The 16408-nt window shown below is 65.6% G+C and carries 16 protein-coding genes and 2 pseudogenes; 13 read left to right on the forward strand and 5 right to left on the reverse strand.

Going from position 1 to position 16408, the window contains the following annotated elements; all coding sequences use genetic code 11:
- Positions 1 to 15: 15 nt before the first annotated feature.
- Positions 16 to 687 (forward strand): TetR/AcrR family transcriptional regulator, encoded by a 672-nt coding sequence (locus ACX80H_RS08575; protein ID WP_459312531.1) that lies wholly within the window; start codon positions 16 to 18, stop codon positions 685 to 687.
- A gap of 374 nt (positions 688 to 1061) precedes the next feature.
- Here the strand turns inward: ACX80H_RS08575 and ACX80H_RS08580 are convergent, their stop codons facing one another.
- The gene (locus ACX80H_RS08580; RefSeq protein WP_459312532.1) at positions 1062 to 1976 is read right to left on the reverse strand and encodes an AraC family transcriptional regulator; all 915 of its coding nucleotides are present in this window, start codon (positions 1974 to 1976) and stop codon (positions 1062 to 1064) included.
- 268 nt (positions 1977 to 2244) lie between these two features.
- Between ACX80H_RS08580 and ACX80H_RS08585 the strand changes: the two genes are divergently transcribed.
- The 10 genes and pseudogenes from ACX80H_RS08585 to ACX80H_RS08630 all read left to right on the forward strand — a co-directional run bounded on the left by ACX80H_RS08585 (position 2245) and on the right by ACX80H_RS08630 (position 12118).
- Complete coding sequence (locus tag ACX80H_RS08585; protein ID WP_459312534.1) at positions 2245 to 3603, forward strand: ABC transporter substrate-binding protein; 1359 nt, start codon at positions 2245 to 2247, stop codon at positions 3601 to 3603.
- Between the two features lie 77 nt (positions 3604 to 3680).
- A complete protein-coding gene (locus tag ACX80H_RS08590; RefSeq protein ID WP_459312536.1) occupies positions 3681 to 4649 on the forward strand; it encodes a carbohydrate ABC transporter permease in 969 nt (322 codons plus the stop codon).
- Entirely contained in the window at positions 4646 to 5545 is a 900-nt protein-coding gene (locus ACX80H_RS08595; protein ID WP_459312538.1) for a carbohydrate ABC transporter permease, read from the forward strand. The genes ACX80H_RS08590 and ACX80H_RS08595 overlap by 4 nt, the downstream gene beginning before the upstream one ends.
- Before the next feature lie 27 nt (positions 5546 to 5572).
- Positions 5573 to 6622, forward strand: coding sequence for an NAD(P)-dependent alcohol dehydrogenase (locus ACX80H_RS08600; protein WP_459312540.1), 1050 nt, complete (start codon positions 5573 to 5575; stop codon positions 6620 to 6622).
- A gap of 26 nt (positions 6623 to 6648) precedes the next feature.
- A complete protein-coding gene (locus ACX80H_RS08605) occupies positions 6649 to 7587 on the forward strand; it encodes a carbohydrate kinase family protein (protein WP_459312542.1) in 939 nt (312 codons plus the stop codon).
- Between the two features lie 483 nt (positions 7588 to 8070).
- Positions 8071 to 9540, forward strand: a complete 1470-nt coding sequence (locus tag ACX80H_RS08610; protein ID WP_459312544.1) for a mannitol dehydrogenase family protein — start codon at positions 8071 to 8073, stop codon at positions 9538 to 9540.
- A 44-nt stretch (positions 9541 to 9584) separates the two neighbouring features.
- Positions 9585 to 9980, forward strand: a complete 396-nt coding sequence (locus tag ACX80H_RS08615) for a MarR family winged helix-turn-helix transcriptional regulator (protein ID WP_459312546.1) — start codon at positions 9585 to 9587, stop codon at positions 9978 to 9980.
- Positions 9981 to 10257: 277 nt separating this feature from the next.
- A pseudogene (locus ACX80H_RS08620) lies at positions 10258 to 10455 on the forward strand (aldo/keto reductase); the annotation flags it as partial.
- Between the two features lie 8 nt (positions 10456 to 10463).
- Positions 10464 to 10849, forward strand: a pseudogene (locus tag ACX80H_RS08625) (formate/nitrite transporter family protein); the annotation flags it as partial.
- A gap of 339 nt (positions 10850 to 11188) precedes the next feature.
- On the forward strand, positions 11189 to 12118 hold the full coding sequence (locus ACX80H_RS08630) for an NADP-dependent oxidoreductase (protein ID WP_459312548.1): 930 nt from the start codon (positions 11189 to 11191) through the stop codon (positions 12116 to 12118).
- A gap of 70 nt (positions 12119 to 12188) precedes the next feature.
- Here the strand turns inward: ACX80H_RS08630 and ACX80H_RS08635 are convergent, their stop codons facing one another.
- Entirely contained in the window at positions 12189 to 12797 is a 609-nt protein-coding gene (locus ACX80H_RS08635) for a TetR/AcrR family transcriptional regulator (protein WP_459312550.1), read from the reverse strand.
- A gap of 115 nt (positions 12798 to 12912) precedes the next feature.
- On the opposite strand from ACX80H_RS08635, the gene ACX80H_RS08640 reads away from it, so the two are divergent.
- A complete protein-coding gene (locus tag ACX80H_RS08640; RefSeq protein ID WP_459312551.1) occupies positions 12913 to 13473 on the forward strand; it encodes an NAD(P)H-dependent oxidoreductase in 561 nt (186 codons plus the stop codon).
- Between the two features lie 153 nt (positions 13474 to 13626).
- On the opposite strand, the gene ACX80H_RS08645 is transcribed toward ACX80H_RS08640, so the two are convergent.
- The 3 genes from ACX80H_RS08645 to ACX80H_RS08655 all read right to left on the reverse strand — a co-directional run bounded on the left by ACX80H_RS08645 (position 13627) and on the right by ACX80H_RS08655 (position 15040).
- Positions 13627 to 13818, reverse strand: coding sequence for a hypothetical protein (locus ACX80H_RS08645; protein ID WP_301225027.1), 192 nt, complete (start codon positions 13816 to 13818; stop codon positions 13627 to 13629).
- Positions 13815 to 14816: a lantibiotic dehydratase C-terminal domain-containing protein gene (locus tag ACX80H_RS08650; RefSeq protein WP_459312552.1), complete on the reverse strand. Its 1002-nt coding sequence runs from the start codon at positions 14814 to 14816 to the stop codon at positions 13815 to 13817. The genes ACX80H_RS08645 and ACX80H_RS08650 overlap by 4 nt, the downstream gene beginning before the upstream one ends.
- Before the next feature lie 83 nt (positions 14817 to 14899).
- Positions 14900 to 15040 (reverse strand): hypothetical protein, encoded by a 141-nt coding sequence (locus ACX80H_RS08655; RefSeq protein WP_459312554.1) that lies wholly within the window; start codon positions 15038 to 15040, stop codon positions 14900 to 14902.
- A gap of 367 nt (positions 15041 to 15407) precedes the next feature.
- Between ACX80H_RS08655 and ACX80H_RS08660 the strand changes: the two genes are divergently transcribed.
- Entirely contained in the window at positions 15408 to 16376 is a 969-nt protein-coding gene (locus ACX80H_RS08660; protein ID WP_459312555.1) for a helix-turn-helix transcriptional regulator, read from the forward strand.
- Positions 16377 to 16408: the final 32 nt, after the last annotated feature.

A 16408-nucleotide genomic window follows, 5' to 3' on the forward strand; every position in this document is an offset into this window, starting at 1 on the left:
GAAGGTGGGGCTTGCGTGCCGAAGATCGTGGACTATGAGGAGAGACGCGACGAGTTGGGAGCCGCACTCCTGGAGGTTCTCGCGCGTGACGGTATCGAAGGGGTGTCGATTCGCAGCGTCGCCGAGCAAGCAGGCTGGACTCGAGGAGTCATCCTGCACTACTTCCCGAACCGGGACGAGATGTTGCTGTACGCCTACCGGCTCGCGCTCCGGCGCGAACACGCGGCGGCTGTTATCCGGCATGACAACCCACTGACTTCACTGATCGCGCTGCTCGTCCGTGCACTTCCCATCGATGAGACGAGTTCGCTCGACTTCCGGATCTTCCTCGGCCTTCTGAGTCGACTCGCTGATCGACCTGACCTGGCCGCGTCCCTCGCGTCGGACCATGCTGCGTATGAATCGAGAGTGGTGGAAGCGGTACGCGGCGCAATGGATACCGGTTTCATCCGCACGACACTCTCCCCGGAGTCACTGGCGAACATGCTCTCGGTGTACGTCGACGGGCTCACCGTCACGTGCGCCATTTATCCGCACATGAGGGCATTGACTGATCTCGAAGAGCAGATCAAGTTTTTCCTCCGTTCGGTGACCCATGACGTCGCCGCACAGCACCCGGTCATGGAAACCGCGCTGGAAGGATCCAATCTCGGAACGACATCCACGGAGAACATAAATCCGCTGTAGATCCGTCAAACACGCTAGTAGCGGGCATCTGCGATTATCTGCTGCGCGAGAGCGATGGCCATTAGCATTCTCTCAGGGAAGGAGGTTGTAAAGGGTGAATCGCCGTCAATGAGCAGCTCCTCGATTGCAATGCCGTTCGAGGGCGCTTCGCGCAAGGGCGGACGAGCATTTCTGAAGACGCGCTCCTCTGCTGCGCAGCGCTCCAAAAACTCGGCGTGTCCCACGACTCGGCACGCGGCCAGAAGGCGAGCACCTACTGTCGCCTGCGACGGCACGTGCTGGTTCACGACATACGATGGTGATCGGCGATTCCTCGAGGGGTCCAAGAGTGGCACCTACTTCGGTCTTTGAATGGCACCCTTACCGCGTCCGTTCTAGGTTGTTCGTCCGCGGTATGCGCGCGGAGTCATACCCATTTCGGTCTGGAAGTGCCGGTTGAAGTTGGAGAGATTGGAGAACCCGACGTCGTAGCAGATGGTCGAGACCGGGATGTCCGTCTGATCCAGCAAACGGCACGCGTGGGCGAGGCGGAGCTTACGGACCATCTCGCTGAAGTTCTGCCCGGTCGATTTTCGGAAGTACTTGGAGAAGGTGGGCTCAGTCATGCCCACGAGCTCTGCTACCTTGGCCATCCGCACCACGCCCGAGTGGTTCGCGAAGATGTACTCGAGGGCGATGTCCACCACCGCGGCTGCTTCGCCGTCGAGTTGGGGTTCGAACCAGTCACGGGCGAGGAATTTCCGGTCGGCCTCTGGTGATCTGGCGAAGATCGTGAGGACTCTTAGCACATGGTTCAGGCGCTCCATCCCGTTGGCATTCCCGACCGCTTCGATGGCATCGGCGGCTTCAAGCGCCGTTGCACCGGTGAAGTGGATACCTCGTGCTGATTGCTGCAGCACGTCTTCCGTTTCAAGGAGCTCCGGCATCAGTTCGGCACATCGGAGCAACCATTCGCCGTCGAACTGGAGGACGGCATCGCGATTCTCGATGACTTCGCCGGGCTCGAGGTCACTGACCCAGTCGTGCGGGAGGCCCGAGCCGATGAGGGTGACTTGCCCGGCCTCGAACGTGCCGAGGTAGTCGCCGACGATGAAGCGGCCCGTGCCTTTGCGGATCAGGTGGATCTCGTACTCGGGGTGATAGTTCCACCGGGCGATAGGGCTTGGATAGTCATGTTCGTGCCAGCGCACAGAGTGCTTGGGGTCATGGGGAATGACCTCCCGGTTCGCGCGAAGACCGGTCAGGCGTTCAGCGAGGCGGACAGTGGCATCCGATACTTCCTGAGTCATCCCGCTCCTCCTGGTACATAAAAGTTCTCCGCCGACAGCGCTCTGCAAGCCCGGCCCAGCAGGACTTCCGCGCCTGAGCTGCAGGGGCCCTGGAAAATAAGTATCAGTTAAAGGAAACTGCAGCGCTAGTTGTGCACCATTTCACACCCCTACCTTTGTAGGACAGGAGCAGGGACACGGTTCCACCGGTTGCACCCCCTCCACCCACTCAGAACGCACCTGCGTCGATTTGGCGCGCATCTTGATCAGTAAGAACAAAGGAGTCCTTATGCGAATCCCACCTGCACAAGCCACCCTCACCGCCGGACTGGCATGTCTTGCCCTCACCCTCACCGCGTGCTCGGGTGCCGGCGGCGGAGGCGGCGGTGCCGCGTCCGGTGAAGCCCAGAGCATCAACGTCCTGATGGTCAACAACCCGCAGATGGAAGACCTGCAGCGCCTAACAGCGGACAACTTCACAGCCGAGACCGGCATCACCGTCAACTACACCACGCTGCCGGAGAACGACGTCCGCGCGAAGATCAGCCAGGAGTTCTCCTCACAGGCCGGACAGTACGACGTGGCATCCCTGTCGAACTACGAGATCCCGTTCTACTCCGCGAACGGCTGGCTCGCTCCGCTGGATTCCTTCGTCGAGGAGGATACGGAGTTCAACCAGGACGACATCCTCCCGGCCTACACCGAGTCCCTCACCGGTGAGGACGGCAAGCTCTACGGTGAGCCCTTCTACGGCGAATCGTCCTTCCTCATGTACCGCACGGACGTCTTCGAAGCGGCCGGCCTCACAATGCCGGAGAAGCCTACCTGGGACGAGGTCGCCGACCTCGCAGCCCAGGTGGACGAGGCCGAAGAGGACATGAAGGGCATTTGCCTGCGCGGACAACCGGGCTGGGGCCAGGTCTTCGCGCCGCTGACGTCGGTGGTGAACACCTTCGGCGGGACCTGGTTCGACAAGGACTGGAACGCCCAGGTCGACTCCCCCGAGTTCACGGAAGCCGTCCAGTTCTACACGGACCTGGTCAGGGAGCACGGCGAGGCCGGAGCCGCACAGGCCGGCTTCACCGAGTGCCTGAACAACATGACCCAGGGCGATACCGCCATGTGGTACGACGCGACGTCCGCCGCCGGGGCCCTCGAGGCCGAGGACTCTCCTGTGAAGGGCAAGATCGGCTACGCCGCAGCTCCGGTGAAGGAAACGGAGTCCTCGGGCTGGCTGTGGACCTGGTCGTGGGGAGTCCAGGCCGCTTCGCAGAAGCAGGACGCGGCGTGGGAGTTCATTTCCTGGGCCAGCTCGCAGGAATACGAGGAGCTCGTCGCTGAGGAACTCGGCTGGGCGAAGGTCCCCTCGGGCAAGCGCATCTCCACGTACGAGAACGAGGAGTACCAGGCGTCGGCTCCGTTCTTCGAGGCCGAGCGCTCAGCCATCGAGAACGCCGACCCGAAGAACCCGGGCGTGCAGGAACGACCCGCCATCGGCATCCAGTTCGTCGGCATCCCCGAATTCGCCGACCTCGGCACCACCGTGTCGCAGGACGTCAGCGCCGTGATCGCCGGACAGCAGTCCGTCGAGGAAGCACTCGCCAAGGGCCAGGAAGCCGCCCAGGCCGTCGGCGACAAGTACAAGTAGCCACACCTACCGCACGGACGGTGTCCGTTGCCCGCAGATCCATCAGTGCAACGGACACCGTTCGGCAGGAGACCACCATGAGTTCAGCTACCGCAACACGCCAACGCCAGACCCGCCGCCCAACCCCTTCGGACCCCAAAGCATCGGCACGCGCCCGTGCCACACGGTGGTCCCGCCGGGCGCCTCTGCTCCCGGCCCTGATCTTCCTGATCGTCGTCACCCAGCTGCCGTTCGTCGCGACACTGGTCATCTCGTTCATGAACTGGAACAGCCTCCGGCCCGATGAGACGAGTTTCGCCGGCTTCGGCAACTACCTCGATGTCCTCACCGATGCGACGCTCCGCCAGTCGATCCTCACGACCATCATCCTGACCGCCACCGTCGTCCTGGTCAGCCTGCTGCTCGGTCTGGGTCTGGCGCTGCTGCTGGACAAGAAGTTCATCGGCCGCGGCATCGTCCGCACCATGCTCATCGCACCGTTCCTCATCGTGCCGGTCGCCGCGGCCCTGATCTGGAAGCACGCCCTGATCAACCCGTCCTACGGCCTGATCAACGGCACGCTCACCTGGATCTGGTCCCTGTTCGGCAGCGACAACCCACCCCAGCCCGAGATCCTCTCCCAATCCCCGCTCGTGGCAGTCGAGGCATCCCTGATCTGGCAGTGGACCCCGTTCATGATGCTCATCCTCCTCGCCGGGCTGCAGTCCCGTCCCATGGACACCGTCGAGGCCGCACAGATGGACGGCGCCACCCCGTGGCAGGTCTTCCGCTACCTCACCCTGCCGCACCTGCGGCAGTACCTGGAACTCGGCGGGCTGCTCGGCACCATCTACATCGTCCAGAACTTCGACGCCGTCTTCACCCTCACCTCCGGCGGCCTCGGAACGGCGAACCTGCCCTACTCCGTCTACCAGACCTTCTACTTCGCTAACGAATACGGGCTCGCATCAGCAACCGGTGTCATCACCGTCATCGGCACGATCATCGTCGCCACCTTCGCCCTCCGCACCGTCTTCACGCTCTTCCAGAAGGAGGAATCACGATGACCGCCCTGAACCCCACCACGCTGCCATCCGCCGCCCCCAGGTTCCTGGGTCGTCGCGGCAAGTCCCGCATGGACCCGACCCGCAACAACACCATCGCCGGCCTTGTCGCGTGGATCGCAGCCCTCATCTTCGCGATCCCCGTGCTCTGGATGTTCCTGACGTCCTTCCACTCCGAGACTGACGCGGCCACGAACCCGCCCTCCATCGCAGCCGACCTCACCTTGGATGCCTACCGGAACTTCTTCAGCGGAGCCTCCGGACTGGACCCGTGGCCGCCGTTGATCAACTCCGCAACAGCCTCGATCCTCTCCACCATCCTCGTGCTGGCCCTCGCCATCCCGGCCGCATACGCACTGTCCATCAAGCCGGTCGAGAAGTGGACGGACGTCCTGTTCTTCTTCCTCTCCACCAAGATGATGCCCGTGGTCGCCGCCCTGCTGCCGCTGTTCCTGTTCGCCCGCAACTTCGGGGTCCTGGACAACATCTGGTTCCTGGTCCTGATGTACACGTCGATGAACCTGCCGATCGCGGTGTGGATGATGCGGTCCTTCCTCGCCGAGGTCCCCGCCGAAATGCTCGAGGCAGCCCAGATCGACGGTGCCGGCCTCATCCTGACCCTGCGCAAGGTCGTCGCCCCCGTGGCGATGCCCGGCATCGCCGCGACAGCGCTGATCTGCTTCATCTTCAGCTGGAACGAGCTCCTGCTCGCCCGGGTCCTGACCGGCGTCGTCGCCGGAACAGCACCGGTGTTCCTCACCAGCTTCGTCTCCAGCCAGGGCCTGTTCCTCGCCAAGGTCTGCACCGCAGCCGTGGTCATCTCCCTTCCCGTCCTCATCGCCGGCTTCGCAGCCCAGGACAAGCTCGTTCAGGGCCTGTCGCTCGGCGCCGTGAAGTAGAACCCCCCTTCCCGAAAGGATCCAGACATGACTGCAACAGCCGAACGGACAGCCGTCGAGGTCCCCACGACCATGCGCGCGTCCCTCCTCAAGAAGCAGGGCGACGTCGCCCTCGAGAACCTCGCCGTACCCACCATCGATGACGACCAGGTCCTCGTGCAGGTCGCCGCGGTCGGCGTCTGCGGCAGCGACGTCCACTACTACGAACACGGACGGATCGGTCCGTACGTCGTCGATCACCCCCTGATCCTCGGCCACGAACTCTCCGGACGCATCGTCGCCGTCGGTGCGAAAGTAGACTCCTCCCGGGTGGGCCAGCGCGTGGCCGTGGAACCCCAGCGCCCCTGCCGGGTCTGCGACCAGTGCAAGCACGGCCGCTACAACCTCTGCCCGAGCATCGAGTTCTACGCCACCCCACCCATCGACGGTGCGTTCACCGAGTACATCGCCATCCAGGCGGACTTCGCGTTCCCCATCCCCGACAGCGTGAGCGATGAAGCAGCGGCCCTCATCGAACCACTCTCGGTGGGCATCTGGGCCTGCCAGCGGGCCGAGATCGGACCCGGCAGCCGCGTCCTCATCGCCGGTGCCGGACCCATCGGCATCATCGCAGCCCAGACCGCCCGTGCCTTCGGCGCCACCGAGGTCTACATCAGCGACATCTCCCCCGACCGCCTCGCGTTCGCCCTGGAGCACGGTGCCACCCACGCTCTGGATGCACGCACCGACTCGGTCGACGGCCTCGACGTCGACGCGTTCATCGACGCCTCCGGTGCACCGCAGGCAGTCCGCGCCGGCATCCTCGCGGTGCGCCCGGCAGGACGCGTCATCCTCGTCGGGCTCGGCGCGGACGACGTCGAATTGCCCGTCTCCTTCATCCAGAACCGGGAGATTTGGCTCTCCGGCGTCTTCCGGTACGCCAACACGTGGCCGCTGGGCATCCAGCTCGTCGCAGACGGCAAAGTGGACCTCGACGTCCTGGTCACCGGACGCTTCGGCCTGTCCGAGGCGGAAGCCGCGCTCCAGGCCGGCAAGCAGCCGGGCCAGCTCAAAGCCGTCGTCTACCCCGGCCGCTGATGGAACGGGACCCGGAGGCGCCCAGCATGGTGGTCATCGGCGAATCGCTCGTCGACGTCGTCCAGGATGACACCCGGCAGGCCACTGTCGAACATCCCGGGGGGAGCCCGATGAACGTGGCCGTGGGGACGGCGCGGCTCGGCATCCCCACGGCCCTGATCACCGCGTTCGGCGACGACCTCCACGGCCAGGCCATCGAGCATCACCTCCTGGCCAACGGGGTCGACGTGGTCAACGCCGGAGCGGCGCGCACCAGTACCGCCAGTGCACGCATCGGCACCGACGGGGCCGCCACCTACTCCTTCGACATCGGCTGGGACATCTCCACATCCGTTGATGCTGCATTCTCCATGGCACCAGCGCATTTCCATACGGGATCGATCGCCACCGTCCTCGCGCCGGGTTCCCACGACGTCCTGAACCTCCTCGAACGGGTCCGGGACACCAGCATCATCAGTTTCGACCCCAACTGCAGGCCCACCGTCACACCGAACCGGGACGAGGCACGCCAGGCAGTGGAACGGTTCGTGGCCCTCAGCGACATTGTGAAGGCCAGCGACGAGGACCTGGCCTGGCTGTACCCGGGAACGGAGCTCACAGACGTGATGAACGCTTGGCTGGCCCTGGGGGCAGGGCTCGTCGTCGTCACCCGTGGTGGGCAGGGATCTCTCGCCGCAACCGCATCAGCGCAGGTGAGCGAAGAAGCCGCTCCGGTGGACGTCGTCGACACCGTCGGCGCGGGAGATTCGTTCATGGCCGCGCTCCTGGCCGGATTGCGGTGGTGCGGGGTGCTCGGAGCCGACAACCGATCGAGGATCACAGCACTTGATCACCTGACCCTGCAGCACCTCCTGGCATTCGCGGCCACAGCAGCAGCGATCACCTGCTCACGGGCGGGCGCGAATCCGCCCTCACTGTCCGAGGTAGCAGCCGTCGAGGGCGTCCCCTGGACGCTGCTGGCATGACCCGGGCGGCGAACGGCCCCCTAATAGTCGAAGCTGGAGCCGGAGGCACCACAACCACGGTAATCCGGGTCAGGAACGCCGACGAGCTCCAGCACCTGCTCCCCCAACCGGGGGCCGGCCGCCGAACCCTCCTGGGCATCGTCGGAGCACCCGGTGCGGGCAAGTCCACCATCGCCGCCGCACTTCAGGCACTGAGACCAAGGGCATTCGCGCAGGTGCCCATGAAAGCAGCTCGACCAGGTCTGGTTCATCGACGTCGACCCGAACGAGCGCCGTCGCCGGCTGGTCGCCCGGCACATCCTGTTCGGCAAGGAACCCGCAGCCGCCGAGGAATGGGTGCGGCGCGTGGACGAACCGAACGCCGAACTCGTCACCGCCACCCGGCACCGGGCGGACCGCATCCTCGACCTGTCCGACTGGCAGCTCACCTGATCCACCCAGCCACGCCACTGGCTATTACTGACTACTACGCAAAGGCGCGCCATGACCCAGCTCTCAGCCGCAACACTGTCCTCCCTCCCTCCTGAACTGCCCGTGCCCGCATATGACCGCTCGGCGCTCAGCGTGGGCATCGTTCATTTCGGCGTCGGCGGGTTCCACCGCGCCCACCAGGCCATGTACCTCGACCGGCTCATGTCCCAGGGCCAAGCCCACGGCTGGGCGATCTGCGGCATCGGGGTACTCCCCCACGACCTGGCCATGAAACAGGTCATGGACAACCAGAACGGCCTCTACACGCTCGTCGAAAAAGCCCCCGACGGCACACAGAACGCCCGTGTCATCGGCTCCATCGTCGACTACCTCTTCGCACCCGACGACCCTGAGACAGTCATCGAAACCATGGCAGCTCCCGGTGTCCGCATCGTCTCCATGACCATCACCGAGGGTGGCTACTGCATCGACCCGGTGACCGGCGAGGTCGACGTAGACCATCCCGCCCTGCGCGCCGACCTTGCACCGGGCGCCGTACCGACATCGGTCTTCGGACTCGTCACCGAGGCCCTGGCACGACGCCGGGAACGGGGGCTGCCCGGGCTGACCGTTCTGTCCTGCGACAACATCCAGGGCAACGGCGACACCGCCCGCGCCGTCTTCACCGCCTTCGCCGAACGCCGCGACGCGGACCTTGCACGGTGGATCGTGGACAACGTCACCTTCCCGAACTCCATGGTGGACAGGATCACGCCCGCGACGACGGACCAGGACCGAGCCCAGATCGCACTGAAGTTCGGCGTCGAGGACGCCTGGCCCGTGGTGTGCGAGGACTTCGAACAATGGGTCCTCGAAGACTCCTTCGCGCAAGGACGCCCCGCCTGGGACAACGCCGGGGTGCAGCTCGTGGACGACGTCGAACCGTATGAGCTCATGAAGCTCCGGCTGCTCAACGCCAGCCACCAGGCCCTCTGCTACCCCGGATACCTCGCCGGCCACAGGCTCGTTCACGACGTCTGCCAGGACCCCACCTTCGCCCGCTACCTCCTGAACTACATGGAGCAGGAAGCAACCCCGACCCTGCGGCCCGTACCAGGGGTGGACCTGAACACTTATCGGCACAAGCTCATTTCGCGGTTCTCGAACGCAGCCGTCCGCGACACCGTCGCCCGGTTGTGTGCTGAAAGCTCGGACCGTATCCCGAAGTGGCTGGTCCCGGTCATTCGCGAGAACCTGTCCGCCGGACGAAGCGTCCGCTACGGGGCGGCGATCATCGCGACCTGGACTCGCTACGCCGAAGGTACCGACGAGGCCGGGACCCCCATCGACGTCGTCGACCGCCTCAAAGAGCAGGTGACGGCCGCTGCGGCACGCACACGGACGGACCCCCTCGCTTTCCTCCAGCAACGCGACCTCTTCCTCGACCTGGCCGACCAGCCCGCGTTCGTCGACGCCTATCTCGAAGCCCTCGGAACACTCCACGGCCTCGGGGCCGCGGTGCTGGTATCCGCGATGGCCTGACCATGCTCCAGGAACCGACACCCGCTGATCCCGATAGGACCGCGATGTGGAGTCTCATCCGAGCCTCACGGAAGATCGAGCGAGTCCTCGCTGATGTCCTCGCGGACTACGGACTGACGCCCACCCAATTCGGTGTGCTCGCACAACTTGATGGAGCCCTCTCCCTGACTCAAGCAGACCTTGCGCGCACTACCTTTGAGCGGCCCCAAAGCATGCCAGCTCTCTTAAAGGGGTTGGAAGGCCGGCACCTCATCGCACGATCGCCTGCGCGGGCCCGAGGTAACCGCCAGCCGTTCGAGCTGACGGACCGCGGCCGGGTGCTGCTCTCCTCCGCGCGACCGGCTGTGCAATCCACCAATGATCCTCGCCGGTATGGGCTCTCGTCCCTCGACGCAACCCTCCTCAACGCCACCCTGCAATCGATCCTGACCACCGGATGAACACAGGGTCGCACCGAGGCAGCGGACGGGAGGTCAATTATCGGTACTTCAGTGGGGCGTCCTAGTACGTGTGAGTACTGCTTGGTAGGGGTGATGAACCATCAGACGTAGGCCAGGAATCGCCCTGCGAAGATCACCCCCGTCCACGTCGCCATTGATACGACCGCTGAGATGCGGGCTGCGATTGGTGTCGCGTCCGCGTCTGCACTTCCGCAGGAACTCGTTCAGGCGTTGACTCAATGATGAGGAAACCCATGAGGACAAAGGAAAGGCGACGATGACGAACACGAACGACACGGCAGAACAGGCTGCGCTGACGATCACCCTGAACAACGGAGTAGAGCTCCCGGCAGTGGGGCTCGGAGTGCTGCAAAGTGAAGGCGGAGAGGCAACCACGGCGGTATCGACGGCCCTGCAGGCCGGGTACCGCCTGATCGACACGGCGGCAGCATACTTCAACGAGCGTGAGGTCGGCGCGCAGCGATGCTTCGCAACTGGGGCATGGTCTTCCTAGGCAACTTCGCCGGTGCACTGACAGCGGCAATCCTCATGGCCATTGTCTTCACCTACGGATTCTCATCACCGCCGAGCGCCGTCGGGGAGGCCATCCGGGCAAGGTCATCGCCATGTGGATGCCGATCATGCTGTTCTTCTACATGGGCTTCGAACATTCGATCGTCAACATGTTCCTGTTCCCCATCGGACTGATGCTCGGAGGAAACTTCACCGTCACCGACTACCTGCTGTGGAACGAACTCCCGACGGTAGCCGGCAATCTCATAGGCGGACTGACCTTCGTGGGATTCGTCATCTACATCACCCACGCAAAAACGGCTCCTGCCCGCGAAGGCAAGCTCCAGTACAAGTAAGAACCAGCCCGTGACGGGAGAACCAGTCGGCGTCCGTCCGGCTGGTTCTCCTTCTGGTTGTGAGCATCATCGTCGGAACTGTCCTCAACCGCTGCCATCAGGTCTCAGTGCAGTGACTCCAACTCCAAGCAGTTCGCGGCGGCCCGCCAAAGATGGCCACGAGGGATCCAGCCACTTGGCGATCGCAGGAATGACCTGCCCCGCATCATGGTTGTCGACCCAGTCGGCAGTTCCCAGAAGCAACGAAATGCTGTGGAGGCGAGTGCGCGACGTACTGCCGCCGGCAGGAGTGATCGACGTCCGGCGGCACCGAACACAAGAAAACGGAGTTAGTTCGCGATGAAAGCAATCGGAGTTACAGAGTTCGGTGGTCCCGAGGTCCTGACCGTCCAGCATCTCCCCGAACCGCATCCCGGTAAGGAGGAAGTGCGGATCAAGGTCAGGGCTGCTGCTGTCAGCCCCACCGACACGAACGTCGGTACCGGGGCCTATGACATGAGCCAGTCCGAGCCGCCCTACATGCCAGGGATGGACGCGGCCGGCGTCATCGATGAGGTGGGTGAGGGCAGCACCTGGAACGTCGGCGATAAGGTCATGGCCATCGCGTTGCCCCTCGGGCAGCACGGCGGAGCCTACGCCGAATACCTCATCGCACCCGATGACTCGATCGCCCGCATCCCAGCCGGCACCACGCTCGAGGAAGCCTCCACGATTCCTATGAACGGTCTGACCGCCGTGCAGATCCTCGAACTGGTGGCGCTGCAGCCCGGACAGGTCATCGCCGTCACCGGCGGTGCGGGAACGCTGGGCAACTACACGATCCAGCTCGCCAAGCAGCAGGGCCTGGTCGTGGTGGCGGACGCAGCATCGAAGGACCGTGACCTGGTGCAGGGTCTCGGGGCCGACCACGTCCTTGACCGCGGCGCCGGCCTCGCAGATCGCATCAGGGAGATCTTCCCCGATGGCGTCGACGCCATCGCTGACACAGCACTGCTGCACGAGGACGCAGTACCTGCGCTACGGGACCAGGGAGTCTTCGTCTCAGTGCGGGGTTGGAAGGGAGAACCTACCCGCGGCATCCGTTTCGAGGCTGCGTGGGTCTTCGACGAGTATCACTCCGCCGCGAAGCTCGACGGTCTGCGCCAGGCAGTCGAGGACGGCATCCTCACACCTCGAATGGCTGACACCCTGCCCGCCGAGGATGCACCTGAGGCCCACCGTCGTCTCGAAGCCGGTGGCGTCCGGGGCCGCCTGGTGCTGGCCTTCTAAATCGTGAGGGCCGGCCCTGCCGGCCCTCACCGCGCCCTCTGACACTGCCGGCGGACAGGGCGTCGGGTGGCTACCGCCCGCCGGGCGCTGCGGCGAGGGCGGTGACGAGGACGCGCCACGAGGCAGCAAGCCTGGCGTCGGTCATGCCCCGGTCCTCCTGCAGATGGAGCAGGAGTCCGGCGTTGAGGAGGGCGGCCAGCTGGTATGCGGCCAGCTCCGGATCCTGGACACCGGCCTCCCGCAGCAGCATGGACAGGTGCAGCCGGATGAGTTGCTGCGTGGGATGGTCGAGGTCCGCCCCGCCCCGCTGCTCGGCGGCACGGAGGATCTGCCCCTCGAGCCGCATCCTCCCGATGGTCGCCTCACCGAAGGCGACGAGCCGCTCGAGAGGCGGCGCACCGGGGCCCAGGGGCGGCGGTCCGGCCATGAAGGCCTCCTGGAAGGAGCGGCCGGCCTCATCGGCGAGCGCGTGCAGGAGTCCTGCACGGTTGCCGAACCTCCGGTACACGGTCCCCTTGCCGACGCCTGCGCGGCGTGCAACGGCGTCCGTGGTCAGCCCGTCCGCTCCGCACAGGGCGACGATCTCCGCTGCGGCATCGAGCAGCAGGCGGCGGTTGCGCGCCGCGTCCGTGCGCTCTCCGTCGTCTCCCGTGACCCGGAGCAACTCTCTGCCCTGCATCCCGCAACTATAGCCATGGAATAAAACGGACCGCGGTCCGCTTGGACAGTACAGACGCATCCGGTGCGTTCCCCTTCAGCCCCGACCGCAAGGTCGCAATCCCCTGGGAGTACAGATGTCTACTACCATCCTGACCCTCGTCGGCAGCCTGCGTGAGGGCTCCATCAACCGCCAGCTCGCCGAGGCGGCCGCGGAGCACGCTCCTGACGCCGTCGACGTCGTCACCTTCGACGCCCTCAACGAGGTCCCGTTCTACAACGAGGACATCGACAACGACGCCGACCGCCCGAAGGCGGCCGATGATCTCCGCGCCGCCGCTGCCGGCGCCGACGCCCTCCTCCTCGTCTCCCCCGAGTACAACGGCACCATGCCCGCCGTCCTGAAGAACGCCATCGACTGGCTGTCCCGGCCGTACGGCGCCGGTGCCATCTCGAGCAAGCCCGCTGCCGTCATCGGTTCCGCCTTCGGCCAGTACGGCGGCGTCTGGGCCCACGACGAGGCCCGCCGTGCTCTCACAGTCGCCGGCGCCTCGGTGGTCGAGGACGCCAAGCTGTCCATCGGCGGTTCCATCACGCGCTTCGCGGACCTGCACCCCAAGGACGACTCGGAGGTTGCCGGCCAGGTGGCCGAGGTGCTTTCCGCCCTCGCCGGGGCAACCGCACCCGTCGCGGCCTGATCTCCGTCACCCGACAGGACGAACGCAGCAGGACCCCATAGCAGTACCAAGCACCAGGACGCCGGCGCATCCCGCGCCGGCGTCCTGTCGTTTCTGGTGCCCGTCCGTCTCCGGTGCCGGTTCCTGCCTGCAGCTGCGGTAATCCGGTGCAGGTCAGTGCCAGAGGCTGTCGGCCCAGGCGGCGTCGCGCAGGTAGTCCCTGGCCGGGCCGATCTCCCAGAGCTGACCCTGGGACTCGAGGACGCCGTCGTTCTGCATGGATTCGACGGCCTCCGAGGAACACCCGAGGGCGTCCGAGAGGTCGGCGTCGTCAAGTGCCAGCACGATGGTGTTCCTGGAGTTCATGGTGCAGTCCTTTCGCTTGAGAGGTCCTGACGGGCCGATGGAGCGGTACGGGGTCCGGCGAGCTCGGCCTGGGGCTGCCATGTCCGCGCGTACAGTCCCAGGGCAGCTTCCTCCCGGGGGACGAAACCGAGCCGGTTGAGTGTCATGTGCGCCTGGTACACGGTGAGATGCTGGGCGCTGCGGCTGACGCGGACCTTGTCCGCGCGGTACAGGTAGGTATCGAGGGACCGGACCCACCGGCGCCGCCAGTTGTGCACGGTGGACTCGGCGGCCGTTGCCGCCATCAGGGCATGGAAGCCCGTCGACTTGGTGGCGACCCGCAGGGTCATCGCCTCGCGCACGCCGGCGGCGCGGGGCCCGACGTCGGCGGTGCACGTCCGGAGGTGGCTGTCCCAGTAGGCATCCCAGGAGAGCCGGCGGCGGTCGGGCCACGTGGCCGAGTGCGGTCCGCACATCATGCTGTCCGCGGCGTCGAACAGGAGAAGTGCGCCGAGGGCGGAGCGGCTCTGCATACGGGGGAAGCGCGAGGTGGCCCACGTCGCGAGTTCCGAGCTGAGCTCGAATACCTCCTCGGCGAGGTGCAGGCCCTCGACACCGCCGTACTTGACGAGGTCCGCCTCGAGCTGCGGATCGGCCATCTCCTGGCCGCCGGAGTAATAGGTGTTGTTCACCGGCGCCGTGAACTGCTGGCGGACCGCCAGCAGGGGGAATCTCGCGCCGCTGCGAGCCTGGAGTGCCCGCTGGAAGGCCTGTAGCCGTTCGAGGACGCGGGGATGTGCGTGGATGCTGAGCCGAAGCTGGCCGGACGGCGGGTCATCGGCCCGGGTGAAATACCAGCGCTTGGCACCGAGTGCCTGCGCGTGCGCCACCAGCGGGGTAATCAGCTCTTCGATGATGCCGTCCGCTACATCGAAGCCACCCGTCGAGAGGGAGAGATGCCACCATTGAGTGCTGACGACCATTCGTGAGGCGGTTCGAACGGCGGTCAACTGGCTCATGGCTCTCTCCTTCAGGGTCAGTGATTACCCCCGCTGGGGCGGGCTCTGGGTGGGGCCTCCGGGCTCTGGTCCGGGGCCTCCTGTTACTTGGGCCAGTCCCAGCTACTCGCTGCGACCTCGCCCTTGGGCCAATCCCAGCTTGCTGCGCTGATCGACTGGCCCGCCGGTACAAAAGCCCCGACCAGGATCATCAGGCCCGTAGCTGCACCGAGTACCTTCTTCATCGCGATCCTTTCTTGCCCGCTAGCCGGGAGGTCGAGCTGCTCCTGCACCGCAGTGCCCGGATCGTGTGGAATGCCCCCTCGGGCATCCCTGTGAACCGGCTTCACCAGAATGTCCGGCCCGTGCAGGTAGTGTCCAGCGGTACGGATGGCCGTTTGTGGACATGGCGCCAAGAGGACTCGGCTCCGCTGCCCGCGCGGGTGGTGAACCGCTTTCCGCCGCGGAAATCCACGGGACGACGGGGAATATGATGATTTGCGACCCGCGGGAATTGCCTGTTCCGCTGATGTGTCATTAACTGGACATGTCATGTTTTTTCCTGCGCAACGATGCCGCTTGGCATTCCAGCGGCCCGGACAAGGACTGCCCATGCTGGACGCGACGTCGCTCGAGGTCTACCGATACGCCGTCGGACACCCCGGCTGGACCCGTTCCGAAGCCTCGGATGCGCTGGGCCTGACCCTGCGCCGCATCGACCAGGCCATTGCCGCACTCTCCGACCGCCGCCTGCTCAGCCCGCAGGCCGGCAGCGCGGCGGGACTGGTCGCGGTGTCCCCCGACGTCGCCCTCGCCGACCTCGTCGACGCGGACGAGCGCGCCGTCCAGGAACTGAAGTCACGCATCAGCAGCCAGCGGCGTGAACTCTCCAGCCTCCTGCCCACGTTCCTCGAAGCGCGGAAGAACGTGCTCGCCAGCACCTCCGTGGAGACGCTCGAGGACCCCCACCTCATTCACCGGGTCCTCATCGACTACGGGCGGGACGTCACGGAGAAGGTCTACATCGCCCAGCCGGGACAGGGCTCGACGGCGGACGTCCATGAGGAGAGCGTCCGCAAGGACCTGGAACTGCTGGCGAACGGCGTGCGACGGCGCACGCTCTACGACACGAGCACGCGGGACCACGTGCCGACCCGCAAGGCCGTCGAGGCGATCGCGGCCGGGGGCGGCGAATTCGGCGTCCTGCCCTTCATCCCCCTGCGCATGCTCATCTTCGACGAGAAGCTCGCCCTGGTGGCACGCCAGCTGACGCGGGACGACAAGGCCGCCCTGGTCATTCGGGACCACAGCCTGATCAACATCTTCACCCAGCTGTTCGACATCGCCTGGGAGCTCAGCGAGTCCTTCCTCGCTCCCGACCGGGTCGGATCACCCCTGAGCAGCCTGCAGCGCTCCATCATCCAGGGCCTGGCGAACGGGCTGTCGGACGAGTCGATCGCCCGGCGCCTGGATATCAACGTGCGGACCTGCCGTCGACACATCGCCTGGATGCTGGAGACGCTCCGCGCGGAGAGCCGGTTCCAGGCCGCCCTGAAAGCCCGGGAAGCGGGCTGGATCTGAGCGGGGCGTCCCCGAAGAGGGCCACCCGGCAC

The organism is Arthrobacter pasteuri, assembly GCF_054510955.1.